The organism is Pedobacter sp. MC2016-05 (genome assembly GCF_026239735.1).
GTDB lineage: Bacteria > Bacteroidota > Bacteroidia > Sphingobacteriales > Sphingobacteriaceae > Pedobacter.
The window spans coordinates 123,829-140,033 of the sequence record NZ_JAPIVT010000012.1; the positions used below are offsets into that span (position 1 = coordinate 123,829).

14 protein-coding genes, 2 tRNA genes and 1 pseudogene are annotated in these 16,205 nt (G+C 37.1%); 6 read left to right on the forward strand and 11 right to left on the reverse strand.

The genetic code is table 11. The annotated features are described in order from the left end of the window. Positions 1-8 precede the first annotated feature (8 nt). The 3 genes from OQZ33_RS15730 to OQZ33_RS15740 all read right to left on the reverse strand — a co-directional run bounded on the left by OQZ33_RS15730 (position 9) and on the right by OQZ33_RS15740 (position 6,047). Positions 9-1,619, reverse strand: coding sequence for a RagB/SusD family nutrient uptake outer membrane protein (locus OQZ33_RS15730; protein ID WP_265800053.1), 1,611 nt, complete (start codon positions 1,617-1,619; stop codon positions 9-11). Positions 1,620-1,632: 13 nt separating this feature from the next. After that, a complete protein-coding gene (locus OQZ33_RS15735) occupies positions 1,633-4,599 on the reverse strand; it encodes a SusC/RagA family TonB-linked outer membrane protein (RefSeq protein WP_265800054.1) in 2,967 nt (988 codons plus the stop codon). A 422-nt stretch (positions 4,600-5,021) separates the two neighbouring features. Then, on the reverse strand, positions 5,022-6,047 hold the full coding sequence (locus OQZ33_RS15740) for a LacI family DNA-binding transcriptional regulator (RefSeq protein WP_265800055.1): 1,026 nt from the start codon (positions 6,045-6,047) through the stop codon (positions 5,022-5,024). A gap of 312 nt (positions 6,048-6,359) precedes the next feature. Here OQZ33_RS15740 and OQZ33_RS15745 point away from each other — a divergent pair, with 312 nt between their 5' ends. After that, complete coding sequence (locus OQZ33_RS15745; protein ID WP_265800056.1) at positions 6,360-6,719, forward strand: response regulator; 360 nt, start codon at positions 6,360-6,362, stop codon at positions 6,717-6,719. 91 nt (positions 6,720-6,810) lie between these two features. After that, complete coding sequence (gene dinB / locus OQZ33_RS15750) at positions 6,811-7,911, forward strand: DNA polymerase IV (RefSeq protein WP_265800057.1); 1,101 nt, start codon at positions 6,811-6,813, stop codon at positions 7,909-7,911. On the opposite strand, the gene OQZ33_RS15755 is transcribed toward dinB, so the two are convergent. Together OQZ33_RS15755 and OQZ33_RS15760 are read right to left on the reverse strand one after the other, a co-directional pair. Then, on the reverse strand, positions 7,912-9,447 hold the full coding sequence (locus tag OQZ33_RS15755; RefSeq protein ID WP_265800058.1) for a SulP family inorganic anion transporter: 1,536 nt from the start codon (positions 9,445-9,447) through the stop codon (positions 7,912-7,914). It abuts the gene before it with no gap. Positions 9,448-9,699: 252 nt separating this feature from the next. Beyond that, positions 9,700-10,344 carry a DUF1349 domain-containing protein gene (locus OQZ33_RS15760; protein WP_265800059.1) on the reverse strand — a complete coding sequence of 215 codons (645 nt, stop codon included), beginning with the start codon at positions 10,342-10,344 and terminating at the stop codon, positions 9,700-9,702. A 121-nt stretch (positions 10,345-10,465) separates the two neighbouring features. Between OQZ33_RS15760 and OQZ33_RS15765 the strand changes: the two genes are divergently transcribed. Then, a complete protein-coding gene (locus OQZ33_RS15765; RefSeq protein WP_265800060.1) occupies positions 10,466-11,218 on the forward strand; it encodes a response regulator transcription factor in 753 nt (250 codons plus the stop codon). Here OQZ33_RS15765 and OQZ33_RS15770 read toward each other — a convergent pair. From OQZ33_RS15770 to OQZ33_RS15795, 6 genes are all read right to left on the reverse strand, one after another. After that, complete coding sequence (locus OQZ33_RS15770; RefSeq protein WP_265800061.1) at positions 11,210-12,094, reverse strand: DUF808 domain-containing protein; 885 nt, start codon at positions 12,092-12,094, stop codon at positions 11,210-11,212. The two genes, OQZ33_RS15765 and OQZ33_RS15770, sit on opposite strands and share 9 nt — an antisense overlap. Positions 12,095-12,174: 80 nt before the next feature. Next, positions 12,175-12,600, reverse strand: coding sequence for a DUF1801 domain-containing protein (locus tag OQZ33_RS15775; RefSeq protein WP_265800062.1), 426 nt, complete (start codon positions 12,598-12,600; stop codon positions 12,175-12,177). A 75-nt stretch (positions 12,601-12,675) separates the two neighbouring features. Further along, positions 12,676-13,206 carry a DinB family protein gene (locus OQZ33_RS15780; protein WP_265800063.1) on the reverse strand — a complete coding sequence of 177 codons (531 nt, stop codon included), beginning with the start codon at positions 13,204-13,206 and terminating at the stop codon, positions 12,676-12,678. 54 nt (positions 13,207-13,260) lie between these two features. Continuing rightward, positions 13,261-13,548 (reverse strand): hypothetical protein, encoded by a 288-nt coding sequence (locus OQZ33_RS15785; RefSeq protein ID WP_265800064.1) that lies wholly within the window; start codon positions 13,546-13,548, stop codon positions 13,261-13,263. Between the two features lie 56 nt (positions 13,549-13,604). Further along, positions 13,605-14,048 (reverse strand): Hsp20/alpha crystallin family protein, encoded by a 444-nt coding sequence (locus tag OQZ33_RS15790; RefSeq protein WP_265800066.1) that lies wholly within the window; start codon positions 14,046-14,048, stop codon positions 13,605-13,607. Positions 14,049-14,348: 300 nt separating this feature from the next. Then, on the reverse strand, positions 14,349-15,269 hold the full coding sequence (locus OQZ33_RS15795) for a PfkB family carbohydrate kinase (protein WP_265800068.1): 921 nt from the start codon (positions 15,267-15,269) through the stop codon (positions 14,349-14,351). A gap of 145 nt (positions 15,270-15,414) precedes the next feature. On the opposite strand from OQZ33_RS15795, the gene OQZ33_RS15800 reads away from it, so the two are divergent. The 3 genes and pseudogenes from OQZ33_RS15800 to OQZ33_RS15810 form a co-directional block, all read left to right on the forward strand. Beyond that, positions 15,415-15,491, forward strand: a tRNA-Asn gene (locus OQZ33_RS15800). Between the two features lie 81 nt (positions 15,492-15,572). Beyond that, a tRNA-Asn gene (locus OQZ33_RS15805) sits at positions 15,573-15,646 on the forward strand. Positions 15,647-15,883: 237 nt separating this feature from the next. Beyond that, positions 15,884-16,205 (forward strand): annotated as a pseudogene (locus OQZ33_RS15810) (recombinase); the annotation flags it as partial.

The window sequence follows — 16,205 nt, forward strand, 5'->3', positions numbered from 1 at the left end:
GATAAAGATTAATAGCCTGGGTTTTGAACCAAATTCGGATTGGCAATCAAATCTGCATTTGGAATTGGGTATAAGTTGCGATAAGCAGGCACACTCGTTCCAGCTTTTACGCCGCCTTTAAATGGCCACAGGTAAGTAGAACCTGTAAATTTGCCATAACGTATTAAATCTGTACGGCGATGACCTTCCCAATATAATTCGCGACCACGCTCATCTAAATAAAAATCAGTAGTAAGGGCAGCGGCACTCACATTTCCTGAGGTATTGCCATAAGCCCTAGATCGTAAAGCGTTTACATAAGTTAAAGCTTGTGCAACGCTACCGCCAGAACCACCACGGGCAACTGCTTCCCCGTAAATTAAATATTGTTCAGCCAAACGAAATAGCGCAAAATCTAATGAACTGAACGTTCCATTTAAAGATGGTGGAGTGGTGTTAGTTGAAGTTATATTTTTAAATTTAGTAACTTTCAAGCCATCATTTGGTGCATCAATTGCATCGATTACGGCTTTAGTTCCGGCAAAAATTCCACGTTTATCTAAAGTACCATTTGGATCAGGGAATAAAGCCGGAAGATTTTGACGTGTACGATTACCTGCCCATCCGCCATTAGGAACGCCGTAAGCAGTTGAAACCATACCAGCAGCATCTGGCGCTGTGTAAACCATTGCATTAATTAAAAAAGTTGTTCCGCCATAGTTTGTTCCATTAACCCCATCATAATTAATAGTTAAGATGTTTTCCGTATTGTTAATATTGTTATCAGCTAAAAACAAATCTCTATAGTTTGGTTTTAAAGAATAACTTGACGCAATTACCTTACTCGAGTAAGTAATGGCTTCCGTATATTTCGCAGTTCCGGTGTAAACTTGTGCATTTAAATATAATCTTGCTAATAATGCCCAATCCGCACCTTTATTTGCCCGTCCGTATTCACTTTCGGCACTTCCTGGATTGGCTAAATCACCTTCAATAGCTTTTAATTCAGATTCTACATATGCAAATAATGCAGCTTTGGTAGTTTGTTTAGGATTTACCTTTCCAATTAAATCATTTTCAGTTAAAAAAGGTGGGTTACCAAAAGCATCCAATAAAACCCAATATTGAAAAGCACGTAAAAAACGGGCTTCAGCACGGTAACGTAAAACATTTGTAGCATCTGCACCTGTAATGTTGCGACTAGCCAATTGTTCCGGTGTACTTTGACGAAGATATTCGTTAACTAAAGTAATTTGCGAAATACTTCTTGAGTATAATCCTCTTAAAAATTGGTTATCGGTTGACCAGGTAGAGTTATCCAGTTCAGGAATACCAGTATCGCCCCAATTACAAATTGCTTCATCGGTAGTTAACTCTTGACTGGTCCAGAATAGCCTTAAAAAATCTGCAAATCCTGAGTTTAAACCACCAACATCGCTGTTATCAGACCCTGAAGGACTAGTTAAAGCATAATTTGCATATAATCTAGCCAACCCTTGTTTGTATCCTGCTGGCGTAGCATAAACTACACTTTCTGTTACATCATTAGTTGGAAGTACGTTTAATGACTCTTTTTTACAAGAGTTTAACGACAGCAATACTACTGCCGAGGTTAATATTGTTTTAAATGAGTTTTTCATTTTTATATCTTAATTAAAAGCCAACGTTTAAGCCTAAAGTATATGTTCTTGGTCTAGGATAAAGATTATAATCAATACCTGTTACTAACTCTGGATCAAGCCCTTTGTATTGAGATACGACAAAAACATTTTGGCAGTTTGCTGAAATACGCATTGTGGTATTTCCGTTTTTAGATAATTTACCAACATTATACGCCAGCCCCAAATTATCCATTTTAAGAAACGATGCGTTTCTAATATAATAATCACTTAGAAATTGCGTAGCAGTGAAACCTGTATTTAACAAATCGGTGCTTGCATTATTTATTACACCTACCGAAGTAAGAATATTAGATCTCACACCATAATTTGATGCCACGTTATCATAAACATAATTACCAATATTAGCTCTTAACACGGTATTGATTGTCCATTTTTTATAACTAAACGAAGTATTGAAGCCAAAGGTAAAATCTGGATTAGGGGATTTATAAAAATACTGATCATCTGGTGTAATTGCGCCATCACCATTCAAATCTTCAAAAACACCTTCCAGTGGTTTTCCGTTGGCATTATAAACTTGTTTGTAAACAAAATATGAACCTGGAATTTGATTAACTGCGTTGTATTTTAAGTGAACACCAGTACCTCCAGTAATATCTCCTGCATCGATTTTAAAACCAGAATTTGGATTTAAAGTTAGGTTAGTAACCTTTCTTCTGTTATAAGCAGCGTTAATTCCAAAATCCCAATTGATATCATCAGATTTAATTGCTACAAAGTTTAAACTAGCTTCAGCACCTCTTACATCCATATTTCCAACATTCGTTGTTAATACATTGCTAAAGTTTGTTCCCACAGGTATAGTTACTGTGCTTAATAAGTCTTTGGTTTTTTTGTAGTAAACATCTACACTACCGTACAATCTTCCTTGTAAAAAACCATAATCTAAGCCAGCATTATAGGTGGTTGTTGATTCCCATTTCAAATCTGGATCATAACCTGCAGGTGCGTAATAGTTATAAAAAGTGTTGCCAATTTGGTATTGACCAGTATTGGTATTGGCATAATATTTAGATAGGTAATCGTAGTTACCGATCCCATCTTTGTTGCCCGTTTCACCGTAACTTAATCTTAGTTTTAAATCAGATATTACTTTGCTATCCTTTAAGAAATTTTCACCAATAATTCTCCAGGTAAAACCTGCTGATGGGAAATAACCCCAACGGTTATTTTCAGCAAATTTTGAAGATGCATCAGCTCTCATTGTACCAGAAAGAATATATTTATCAGCTAAGGTATAAACTAACCTTCCATAGTAGGAAAGTAGCTTGTTTCGTTCAACAGAAAAAGGAAATACTGGAGTTACAAGCGGAACACCTGTGCCTGTATAATTTGTAAAATTGTAGCCTGTAGTTGAGATATCATAATAACCATAACCAGCAGTTGCGTCGAATCTACTTTTAATGCTTTCTACAGTATGAGCATAGTTTAAATAAAACTCAGAAAACTTATCGTTCCCAGTTCTTAATGCCCGAGAGAAAGATCCTTGAGTTGAAGCACTTTGAGCAGCAAATGTTGGAACTCTGATTGAGCCATAACCTTTAGATACATCATAACCCAAGTTTAAGTTGGCATGCAATTCTGGCAAGAAATGGAAAGAATAATCAAACTTAACATTACCAACACTTCTAGCGGCATGGCCATTGTTGTCCTGTAATCTAATTAAACCAACAGGGTTACGAGGTGAATTTGGATTTGGAACCATATCAGCACCCGTACCTTGTGTCCACTCGTAGTAATTCCCGTAGCTGTTATTCACATTTACAGGCTGCGTTGGATCAAATTGAATGGCGTTCGCAATTGCACCGCCATTTGCAAAATGAGAATCAGTTAATGAACCTTTCACGTTCAAGTCGATTTTTAAATGATCGTTAAACAATCTCGGTGACAAAGTAATTGAACCTGTTCCACGCTTAAGTTTATCGGTAATTAACAATCCATCCTGATCTAAATATCCAGCCGAAACACGATAAGGAACACCCTTGAATGAACCTGCAATACTTAAATTGTTATCAGTTGTAAAGGCTCTTTGATAAATTTCATCTTGCCAATTTGTATTTGCAGTGCCCAATAATGCTTTTTGAGAGGCACTACCATTGGCATTTACATAAGCACGGACTTGATCAGCAGAAAGTACATCAACATTTTTAATTACTTTCGCAATAGAATTGTTGGTACTAAAATTAATTACCGGAGCACCAGCACTACCTTTTTTAGTGGTAATTAAAATAACTCCATTTGATGCTCTTGAACCATAAATAGCCGTCGCATTTGCATCTTTTAATACTGTAAATGTTTCAATATCATTAGGATTAATTAATGATAAAGGACTTGGCGCATTGTCGATTGTGTTTCCACTGAATGGAACTCCATCGATCACTACTAACGGATCATTACTGGCGTTAAGTGATGCCCCGCCACGGATACGAATTGTACTTCCAACACCAGGCTGACCGCTGTTTGAGATTACATTTACACCTGCAACTTTACCTTGAATTAATTGTTCTGGTGTAGTAATTGCACCCTTTTGGAAGTCTTTTGAACTTACTGTAGTGATTGAACCAGTCAAGTTTTTCTTTTCGGCAGTACCGTAACCGATTACAACAACCTCATTCAATTTTTGTGCATCGGGCACCAATTGGAAATTAACCGTGGCATTAGCTGAAACAGTAACTGGCTTATCAAGCGTTTGATAGCCAATGAAGCTTGCAGATAAAGTTACAGCACCATTGCTTAAGCCTGCTAATTTAAAAACACCATTAACATCGGTTGAGGTACTTCTTGTTGTTCCTTTTACAACAATAGAAGCACCGGGTAAAGGTTGGCCGGTTTCATCAAGCACCTTTCCGGATACCGATCCGGTTTGTGCTTTTACGATTAATGCTGAAAAAACTAACAGCACTAAAAGCCCCTGTTTTAACAGGTAAAATACTTTCATATTCGAAGCTCTTTTAAGTATATAAATTTGGTTAAATATTATAGTGATTTACACATAGGCCTAATTTACAGCACTTAATGAGATTTCAAAATTTATTTAAAAAATATATTTTAAGCGATAAAAAATAAAGGAAAAACTTAACATAAATTTTATTTTTGATTAATAAACGAACACGAATTACCACGATTTATAAAAATTAAAAGTCTATAAATCAAATGTTTAAAAAATAGATTAGATAAATTTTAGTGTACTTTTTACACTAAGTTGTTTTCAAGAGCTTTTTCGGGAACGTTCCCGAAAATGAAGGAGAAAAACACCGGTCGTTTTCGGGAACGTTCCCGAAGATTGTGCCGAATTCTGCTTATTTTACACTAAGTGAAGAAAAAATTTGAAAATTTCAGACCAAAATTAAGCGCTGCTTTTTAGCTTTTTTTGTTCCCAATTGCTGTCGAATTTCTTTTGATAATTTTCGATTCCAAAACAACTTCTGTAAAGAGATTTTTATCCTGGTTATCATCCAATATTTTGAAAAGCAACTTGGCCGCCTGCTCCCCTATTTCTGTTGCAGGTTGTGTAATCGTTGTTAAAGATGGGTTTAGTAATGGTGCGATTTCCAGACTAGAAAAGCTAATTACTTTTAAATCGTTTGGGATACTAATATTCAAATCGTAACAAGCATAGTAGGTAGCAAATGCTAAACGCTCTACCGAGGTAAAAACACCATCTGGTTGCAATTGCTGCAACGCATTTTTGATGATCACACTGTTTTCTTCATAGCTGTTGCTACAATCTACAATCAAATTTTCTTCAAACGGAATTTGGTATCTGGCAAGCGCGTCAATGTAGCCCTGCATCCTGGTTTTTCCGATAGATAAACTTTTGTTTACCACCAAATAGGCAATCCGTTTGCAACCTTGCTCAATTAAATGCTCAGTAGCCAAAAAGCTACTGTTATAATCGTTGGTGATTACTCTTGGCGTTTCGATATCTTCATAAATTCTATCAAAGAAAACCAGAGGTAGCCTTTGCGCACCGAATTTATTGAGGTAATTATGATCGTTGGCTTCACCAGAAACCGACATCACTATGCCATCTGCCCGGCCATTATGTAGGTGGCGAATAAAATTTACTTCTTTTTTATAATCATCATCGGTAACATAAATTAAGATATGATAACCGTTTTCCCTAGCCACCCGCTCAATACCATGTATGGCTTGAGAGAAATAATTATTAGCTAATTCGGGAACAATTACTGCAATGGTTTTGCTTCTTTGCTCTCTTAGATTGCTTGCATAATGGTTAGGTTGATAATTCAGTTCTTTGGCTTTTGCCAAAATACGTTCTTTGGTAGCAATGCTGATGTCACTATTATCTCTAAACGCCCTGGAAATAGTCGAAGTAGATAAATTTAAAGCCTCAGCTAACTTCTTAATATTAATGCTATCCATTTTGGCTACTCACCTATGTAATTGAATTTTCGTTGTAAATATAATCTATAATATATTGAAATAGATAAATGAAACTGCTCAAAACTTCTAGTTTCTTATTCTAATAAGCGTATAAAAACATTTGAGCAATAAAAAACCAATTTGTTACGATGTGGGTGAACTAATCTAAAATTATCGATAACCAGGCTAATCTATATCAAAATAAATTGCGATTTTTGAAAACAAAAACCTCTAATTCAGTATTAATACTATACTTAATTATCATCTTTATCCTCACATTTAAATAAATCACTATAGCAAAAATTTACGTCAATGGGAACTAAGAAAATACTCATCGCCGATGATGATGAAGGGATTGTAGATGCAGTGACGATGATATTAGAAGTAATGGGTTATGAGGTAGAATTTACTTACGATGGCGGAGCAGTTTTCGAGGCCGTTAAAAATAAACCAGACTTAATTCTGTTGGATATTTGGATGAGTGGACATGATGGCCGCGATATCTGCAAATTGCTTAAAAGTGATCCTCAATATCAAAAAATACCCATTTTAATGATTTCAGCAAGTAGAGACATCCGTCAATCTGCTTTGGATGCCGGCGCCAACGATTTCATGGAAAAACCGTTTGAAATGGATTCGCTGCTCAATAAGGTTGACTTCCTATTGAACTAAAGTCATACCTTAAGGTGAACTAGAATTGCCAGATTACGCGCTCCAGAAATATGCTGTTATCAAGTTTAAATTTCCGAAATTTAGGCATTACATGTCTGATCAAAATCTATCTCTTTTAAGAAAAATAATCCATATTGATATGGATGCATTTTATGCTTCCGTAGAGCAACGAGATGTTCCGGAATATAGAGGCAAGCCTATTGTGGTGGGCGGCAAACCCGACAGCCGTGGCGTTGTTGCAACTGCCAGTTACGAAGCTCGTCAGTTCGGAATTAAATCTGCCATGTCTTGCAGCAAAGCCTATCAGCTTTGTCCTACTGCGATTTTTGTGTACCCCCGTTTTGATGCTTATGCAGCCGCATCGAAAGCCATCCGAGAAATATTTAGCCGATACACCGACATTATTGAGCCTTTATCTTTAGATGAAGCCTATCTTGATGTTACCGAAGATAAGCTCGGAATAGGCTCTGCAATTGACATTGCAAAATCAATAAAAGACGCCATAAAAAATGAATTGAATTTAACCGCATCTGCGGGTGTTTCGGTAAGTAAATTTGTGGCGAAGGTTGCTTCAGACATGAACAAACCAGATGGATTGACTTTTATCGGTCCGTCGAAAATTAAAGCTTTTATGGAGAAGTTACCCGTAGAAAAGTTTTTTGGCGTGGGTAAAGTAACGGCTGCTAAGATGAAAGCAATGCAAATCAATACCGGTGCTGATTTAAAAAAGCTAAGTGAGGCGCAACTAATAGCCCAATTTGGGAAATCGGGCAGGTTCTATTATAAAATTGTAAGGGGAATTGATGATCGTCCGGTAAGAGCAAATCGGGAAACAAAGTCTGTAGGTGCCGAAGATACTTTATCTGAAGATACCAATGATGATGCGGTAATGCATGATTTACTTCGACAAATTAGCGAAACCGTAGCGAAGCGATTAGAAAAATACCAGCTAAAAGGCAAAACTGTTACACTAAAAATTAAGTTTGAAGACTTTAAAATTATTACCAGAAGCAGGTCTTTTCCTGCCTCAATTAATAAAGCGGAAACCATTTACAACGAAGCCATTAACTTATTAAATGAGGCCAATATTGGCTTTGCAAAGATAAGACTCCTGGGAATTACGCTATCTCGATTTTATGATGACATGGCGGAAGAAAAACTAGAAAATAGTCAGCTAGAATTCGATTTCTAATTATTTCTCCGTAGCGATTTTATAACGAGGATCATCGATGATGTTCACCTCAATAATATCTTCAGCATTTTTAAGTAACCGTTTACAATCTTCGCTTAAAAACCGCAAATGAAGTTTTTTATTTGCATTCCGATATTTTTCAGTCAGTTTGTTTAATGCGTCGATTCCAGACATATCATAAATTCTACTGCCTTTAAAATCGATTACTACATACTCAGGATCATTAGACACTTCAAAGAGATCGTTAAAATTTGCTACGGAACCAAAAAATAAAGGACCATAAATTTCATAATGTTTAACACCATCTTCATCTTTAAATTGATTAGCCCTTATCCGTTTTGCACTCTGCCAGGCAAATACCAAAGCAGAAATAATAACGCCAATTAATACCGCCAAGGCTAAATTGTGGAGCCAAACCGTAATCACTGCCACAGAGATTCCTATAAAAATATCTTGTTTTGGCATTTTATTGATCACCTTAAAGCTCATCCACTCAAATGTGCCAATGGCAACCATCATCATTACGCCAACCAATGCTGCCATTGGTACTCGCTCAATAACCGGCGCACCGATAAGAATAATAAGTAAAATCGTTAATGCTGCAATAATGCCCGAAAGTCTTGCCCTTGCTCCGGCAGATAGATTTACAAGCGTTTGTGCAATCATCGGGCATCCGCCCATACCTGTAAAAAAGCCATTGGTAATGTTAGCAATTCCCTGAGCAATACTTTCCCTGTTTCCATTGCCTTTGGTTTCCGTAATTTCATCAACTAAATTTAGAGTAAGCAAACCTTCTGTTAAACCTACACCAGCCATAATTAATCCGTAAGGAAAGATGATTTTCAAAGTATCTAAATCAAAAGGGATTTTAGGAATGTGAAAAGGTGGAAACCCCCCGCTTACCGAAGCAATATTTTTAACCAGTTTGGTATCTATATTGAAAACGAGAACGATAACAAATACAACAATAATAGCGACTAGCGAGGATGGAACTGCCTTAGTAAATTTTGGCAAGACAATAACAATAAGCACCGTTAGGGCCACTAAACCCAACATGGTGTAAAGTGCCGGTCCGCTCAACCAAGTAGTGTTGCCGCCCACAATTGTTTTAAACTGCTCTAGCTGCGACATAAAAATAATTACGGCCAGCCCATTTACGAAGCCAAACATTACAGGCTGAGGAACGAGTCTTACAAATTTACCAAGTTTAAAAAGGCCAACCAAGATCTGTACTACTCCCGCAAAAGCAACAGCAGCAAATACATATTCTATGCCATGGGTCTTCATTAAAGCTATGAGTACAATTACGGTTGCTCCGGCCCCTCCTGATACCAAGCCCGGCCTACCGCCCAAAACTGCGGTAACTAGCCCCATAATAAAGGCTGCATACAAGCCTGTTAAAGGTGGGAAACCTGCTAAGATGGCGAATGACAAAGATTCGGGAATCATCGTCATCGCAACAGTAAGTCCTGCTAAAATCTCTGTTTTATAATTTATTTTTTTAGAGAAGTCGAATAGCTGCAGGTAGGGTTTCATTGCTGTTTTTTGAAGCTACAAATATCAGCTTTTATCTTGAAATCGATAATAATAAATGATATTGCTTAATTGACTTGCTTCAACCCTTCCTTGCAAATCCTTTTCGAACGCGACCAGAAGAAAGTACTATAAATTATCCCGATATGGCCCCAAACAAAAGGATTGGAAATACCGTTAGTACAACTTTGCGTTGATTTTAAGCCTCTAAACTTATGTAGTGGGCTGTAAACAAATGTTTATCATCACCTATTATTAATGATTTTTCAACCATTCAAGTCGTCTCTGATCTGGCAAATGTTTAACCTTAAACGCTTCAAATTTTGCTTCAAAACCATTGCCATCCGGGCTGGCAGCCATTAATCCAACCATAACAGGGGTGTTATCTTGTAATGGTGCATTTCTGGTCATGATATAATTTTTATCATCAAGGGAGTAAAAAATCTCAACAGCATCGAGCCTTCTTACTGCCTTAACCCAAATAAATGGAGGTACTTTTTCAAGTGGTAGAACACTCCAGTCGCTTTTTTGGTGAGTGACTACAGTGCTCACGTTAAACTTTCCATCTACAAACTCCACTCCTGTTTTGATATAATTTTGATGATCAATGCGAATCATTAAACCCATCTGATCAAAACGAGCTTTATAATCTCCCGTTAATTTTACTTTTACCTCAAATTCACCACCATAAGTGCCGTAGTAGAACGGAGCATCATCTACAGTGAAACCATAATGCGAAATGCGCCAATAATCGCTTTGAGGAGTTACCTGCATCATTAAGCTGTTATCTTTCACTGACCACTTCTCAGGCTCATTAAACCATTGCATATTATTTAAATTTTGGGCTTGTAATTTATTTAGGCTTACCAACATACAGATGGCTAATAGTATCTTTTTCATTCTTAATCTTATCATTTTTTGGGTTGCATCTAAACCTGAGTCTATCCAACCGGAAGCTCAAAGTTATCTATGATTTCCCTATCGCTCAATGGTGAAAAATAACCATTACCTTTGAGAAGCAATGAGAAATTTACTTGACATAAAACTGTTAGGGCAAACCTTTAAAGGTAATGCAAGTGAGAATTTACAAATTGAGCAGGCTAAGGCAATTGCTGAAATGTACAGTAAACTTGAGAACGGGATTAGCGTATTAAGCGATTTGAAGAGCAGGAAAAGTTATATTTTTTATAATTCCATTGCTAAAGACCTCGGCCTTTCCGAGCAAAAAGATGAAATCAATTCCATTTGGGAAGATGAACTATTAAGCAAAGTTCATCCGGAAGATTTGACTAAAAAATACCAGTTAGAATTTCAATTCTTTAGGATGATTCAGTCCGTTAGCCTGGACGAAAGGCACCATTATGAAGTAATTACCAGGTTAAGAGCAAAAAATAGGGAGGGAAAATATGTGATGCTGAAGCACCGGCTAATTTATATCGCAAACGCCACTGATGGTAATGTTTGGCTGGCGCTGTGTCTTTACAACTTAATATATGACCATCCGGAATGTAGTATTCCGAGTGGTTTAATTGTGAATAAACAAACGGGAAAAGTGATAGACAACGAGATCAGGAATCTTTCCAACCTACTCTCCAGCAGGGAGAAGGAAATTCTAAAATTGATTAAACACGGAAAACGAAGTAAAGAAATTGCCGATAAACTTTCATTGAGCATTAATACGATAAACCGCCACCGCCAAAATATTTTTCAAAAACTAAACGTGACGAGTGCCTTGGAAGCTTGCAGAGTTGCAGAAACGCTTGAATTATTTTGAGACTGCTGGCTTTTTACTGAACAGACCGATTAGCTTTTTGCCCACCATCATTACAGGAACAGCAATTAAACCACCCACTATCCCCGCTCCAAATTCTTTTATCGTAGATTGAAGGTTTGGCAGAACATGGTGCATAAATTCAATATTATGAACAAAAATTCCTCCTGCAACCAGAATCAAAGCAATGGTACCCACTACAGCTAACGTTTTTATAATGATTGGCAAAGCTTTAACCAATAAATGCCCCAGAGATGCCCAAAAACCTTTATCGTTGGAGCGTTTTATTAATTTATGGCCAGCATCATCCATGCGGACGATTAAAGCAACAATGCCATAAACTCCAATTGTTGCCAATATCGCTACAACTGACACCGTCAGAATTTGTATCGCCAATGATTTATCTAAAACACTTCCAAGCGCAATAATCACGATTTCTATCGAAAGGATAAAATCTGTTAATACCGCCGATTTAACCTTTGCCTTTTCTGCTTCAGCGTCGTTTTGTCTAACTTCAGCAGCAGCCACCGGTGCTGGCTTTGATCGATGAAAAAAGAATTCGATAATTTTTTCTACTCCTTCATAAGCTAAGTAAAAGCCACCTAAAACCAAAATCACTTTGATGGCAACCGGAAAAAATGCCTGAAGCAATAACGCAATAGGAACAATGATCAGCTTATTCAAAAATGATCCTTTTGTAATGGCCCACAGTACCGGAATTTCTCTCGATGCCAAGAAACCAGTGGCTTTTTCAGCGTTAACAGCCAAATCATCCCCTAATATGCCTGCGGTTTTGCGGGTTGCCAACTTGCTAGCCATGGCCACATCATCCATTAAAGCACCTATATCATCTAAAATTGCAAAAAAACCTGAAGCCATTTGTATCTAATAATTATGCCGCAAAATAGAAATTCGTTTCGGAATTGAGCGAATATACTGTACAACATTAATCCGAATACTTAAACTAAATTATGGAGTGATAGTTTTATAATCTTTCGTAATACATCTAAATTTATGTCATCAAGCTTACTAATGTAAAGGCAACCTGCTCCGGCTTTGTGCTTTCCAAGTTCTTTCATCAGATCCAAATGTTTTTCATAATTCACAGTAAGGTACAACGATAAATTTGCCTTACGTGACGAAAACCCAATCCGCAGCCAGTTTACTGTTCTTCCCGTTGCCGTACTGGTAACTTGTTTATTCCCAAACCCGATAATCGAACTGCTCCACAATACCGGCTCTTCACCACTGGCATCCTTCATCATTTGCAAAATAGTAAAGCTGTCTTCACGTTTTTGCTCATCGTCGATGCTGTTAATAAATTCATCCACACTGGCTTGTGTTGGTTTTGTTTTAATTTCTGCAAGCTTTTTTTTCCGAGCCATGTTTATATTTACAGGTAATAGTTTCCCAAAGTATTGTAAAAAGAAATGGGGCAATTTATTCGCCCCATTCTAATGCTAAAATAACTTTTCGGCAGGCGGAGTTGCACCAGCCAAACGAATGTAAACAGTTCCCTGTCCTCTGTGATGCGTTTGGTGCTCGAAACATTTGTTCAGTGCATCTTCCCGGGTCATTTCGAATTTCCCAAAAAGTTTTACTTTTTCTGATAGCTTCTCGGCTGACATTTTTTTAATACCAGCAATGACGAAGTCGTAGCTTGCTAAAACATCTTTTGTTACCGTTGCTTTCGATTTATCGGTGCCTTTCTCTAAACTACCCATCGCTACCGGACTCTTTTCATCCGTAGCTGTCGATGCGAATGCGTAGTTTGCATCAGCAAGGTGAAAAAACTGATCGGCAAAAGACCGCATTTGAGGCGTGGGTTTCAAAGAAAAAGAGCCTTCAGGCATGGCATCTAAATATTCTTTTGTGTAAGTTTTGGCTCGTTCCCAATCGGCAACGGTTTTTTCAAGAGCAGTTTGCGCTTTAGCTGTTACGATGGAAAACATCAACAGCACTAGCAAAGAGAATTGTTTAATTATTTTCATTTTGTCGAATTTATACTCAAACATATGGAGTATTGATGGAATAAAAGAATTAAATCAATGAGCCAACTGATGCTGCTTAAACAATTCCCTTGTGATCAACTTCACATTGGTCGCGAGTTGATCATAGGTGCAATGTTTGGCATTAATCGGAAAAGGGATGCCTCTTTCCCATTTAATAAAATCAATTAACATAATAGACTCTTTTGTGATGTTTTCGGTTCCTTCCAACATGTTAAACAATTCCTTTGCAAAAAGCTCATTGGCACCAACCTGAAAGCATCCGTATTCTTCAATACCTTTACACAGTTTGAACTTTAATGATATTTCGAAATTAGTTTCCATATCAAAATAAAAGAGCCGCCATTACAGGCAGCTCTAAACTGATTATTAAATGCTAATTATTGAATTTCGATTTTTCTGGTAACCATTTTAGCTTCTTCCCTTTTTGGAATATCAATATTTAAAATTCCGCTATCGTATTTCGCCTGAATCTGATCAGCGTTTGCACTTTCTGGTAAGGTGAAGCTTCTCACAAATGAACTATAGCTATACTCCCGCTTTGCATAACTTCTTTCCTGCCTTTGATCTTGGTGACTTTGCTCTACCGAGATAGACAAAACATCGCCTTCAAGTTTCAGTTTGAAATCTTCTTTGGCGAGGCCAGGCACAGCAAGTTCGATGTGAAAGTGATCTGCAGACTCGCTAACATTTGCAGCAGGCACTCTTGTAACCATTCGTTCAGAGAAGAATGTATCGTTAAAGATCGAATCAAAAACATTGTTAAAGGCCGGCATTGAATTGGTCTTTTTGTTGTTTTCCGAATTAAATTTAACCAGTGTCATAGGTTTTTCCTCCTTAAATTTATTAATGACTAAAAAACTAAATAATTAATTAAACTCTTGAGCTAAATGCTCAGACTACATTAAACAACTCAAATGCCAAACCTTTTCTGCCCGGGTTTAGCTGAAAAATTTTCATAAAAAGTGAAAGATTTTCAGTCGCAATGCCAAAAATGCTTTTAGGCTAGCTATTAAAAGCATATCGAGTCTCTTCGCTCAATAATATAGAGTGGTACTAAAACGCAGAAGCCTCTTCTAAAGAAAAGGCTTCTGCAACAAATTTTAAATAGTGATTTTTGAAACTTAAGCTTCGATGGTAAATGCGCTCAACTCCACAAACTGTTGTATTCTTGCTGCCACTTCTTCTTCTGTTAAATTCAATAATTTTTCGGTACCAAATTTTTCTACACAAAATGATGCAAGCGCAGAGCCATAAATAATAGCATTTTTCATATTGTTGAAATTGATGGTACCAACTTTAGCGAGATAGCCAATAAAACCGCCTGCAAATGTATCTCCCGCACCTGTTGGATCGAATACTTCTGCCAATGGTAATGCAGGTGCAGAGAAAATCTGATCTTCATGGAATAATAATGCACCATGCTCTCCTTTTTTAATAATCAGGTACTTTGGACCCATAGCCAAAATTTTCTTGGCAGCCTTAACCAGAGAATATTCTCCAGACAATTGACGGGCTTCTGCATCATTAATGGTTAGAACATCAACTAATTTAATGGTTTCCAGCAAGTCATCCATCATAATATCCATCCAAAAGTTCATGGTGTCCATCACGATTAATTTCGGGCGATTCCTTAAACGTTTGATTACCGTTTGCTGAACTTGCGGCGTTAAATTGCCCAACATTAGGTAGTCGCAATCCTGATAACTCTCCGGAATAATTGGATCGAAATTTTCCAATACGTTCAGCTCAGTAATTAAGGTATCCCTGCTGTTCATATCGTTATGATATTTTCCAGACCAGAAAAACGACTTTTCACCCGCTTTTACCTGTAAGCCTTCGGTATCAATACCATGTTCCTTGAAACTATCTATATCAGATTGTGGAAAGTCATTACCTACTACTGCAACAATTTTCGCCTTATTATAGAAGTAAGATGCAGCTAAACTTGCGTACGTTGCGGCGCCACCAACAATTTTATCTGTTTTTCCAAATGGAGTTTCAATAGCATCGAAAGCTACAGTACCTATGATTATCAGGCTCATATATTTTATTTTGAATTTTTTTAAAAATTTTTCACTGCAAATATTGCATAAATAATTTAAAAGCCCTAATATTGCATTCCCAAAACGAACAAGGCCTGATAAGCTGCAAAGCATAAAGAACCTCGTTTTAGGAAACAACCAGCACTCCTTCTTAGCTCAGCTGGTTAGAGCATCTGACTGTTAATCAGAGGGTCGCTGGTTCGAGCCCAGCAGAGGGAGCCAACATCCTCACAGCAATGTGGGGATTTTTTATGAAATGATTGCCAAAGGATTTTGGCAAATTGAATACAAAAAGAATAATATTCCTTCTTAGCTCAGCTGGTTAGAGCATCTGACTGTTAATCAGAGGGTCGCTGGTTCGAGCCCAGCAGAGGGAGCTCAACTTCACAGTCCGTGAAGAACTAAAAAACCCCATTTCTAGCAATAGGATGGGGTTTTTGTTTGCATATAGGAATTCTCCTACCCACTCGAACAGTTTCTCAATTGCTGTTATTCGTCAAGTTTTACGCCAAAAAATGTTAAACTTCTCGAAAAACCTTTACAAAAACCTTTACAAAAAAATCTTGCTGTGTAGGCCTTCCGGTATCCGTTAACCCATTTAAACCTACAAAAGAATGGCAACAGTAGAAGCAAAAGTTTTTGCACACCATTACAAAAATGATGGAACTTACAATGTAAAGATTAGAGTGTTCCACAAAGACAAATTCAGATTCATCGATACAGAACATTGTGTCTCAAAAAACCAGGTAAAGAAACATCCAGAAAACAAAACAGAACTCATTATCAAGGACCCTTTCATAAACAAGTTGATAAATGTACAACTTGATGATTACAGGATAGCGATAAGTAGTTTGGGCAATCGGTTGAAATTATTCAACCCTGATGAACTCAAAAATTATTTAAACAACTCTGATAATGATATTGACTTCATTAAAT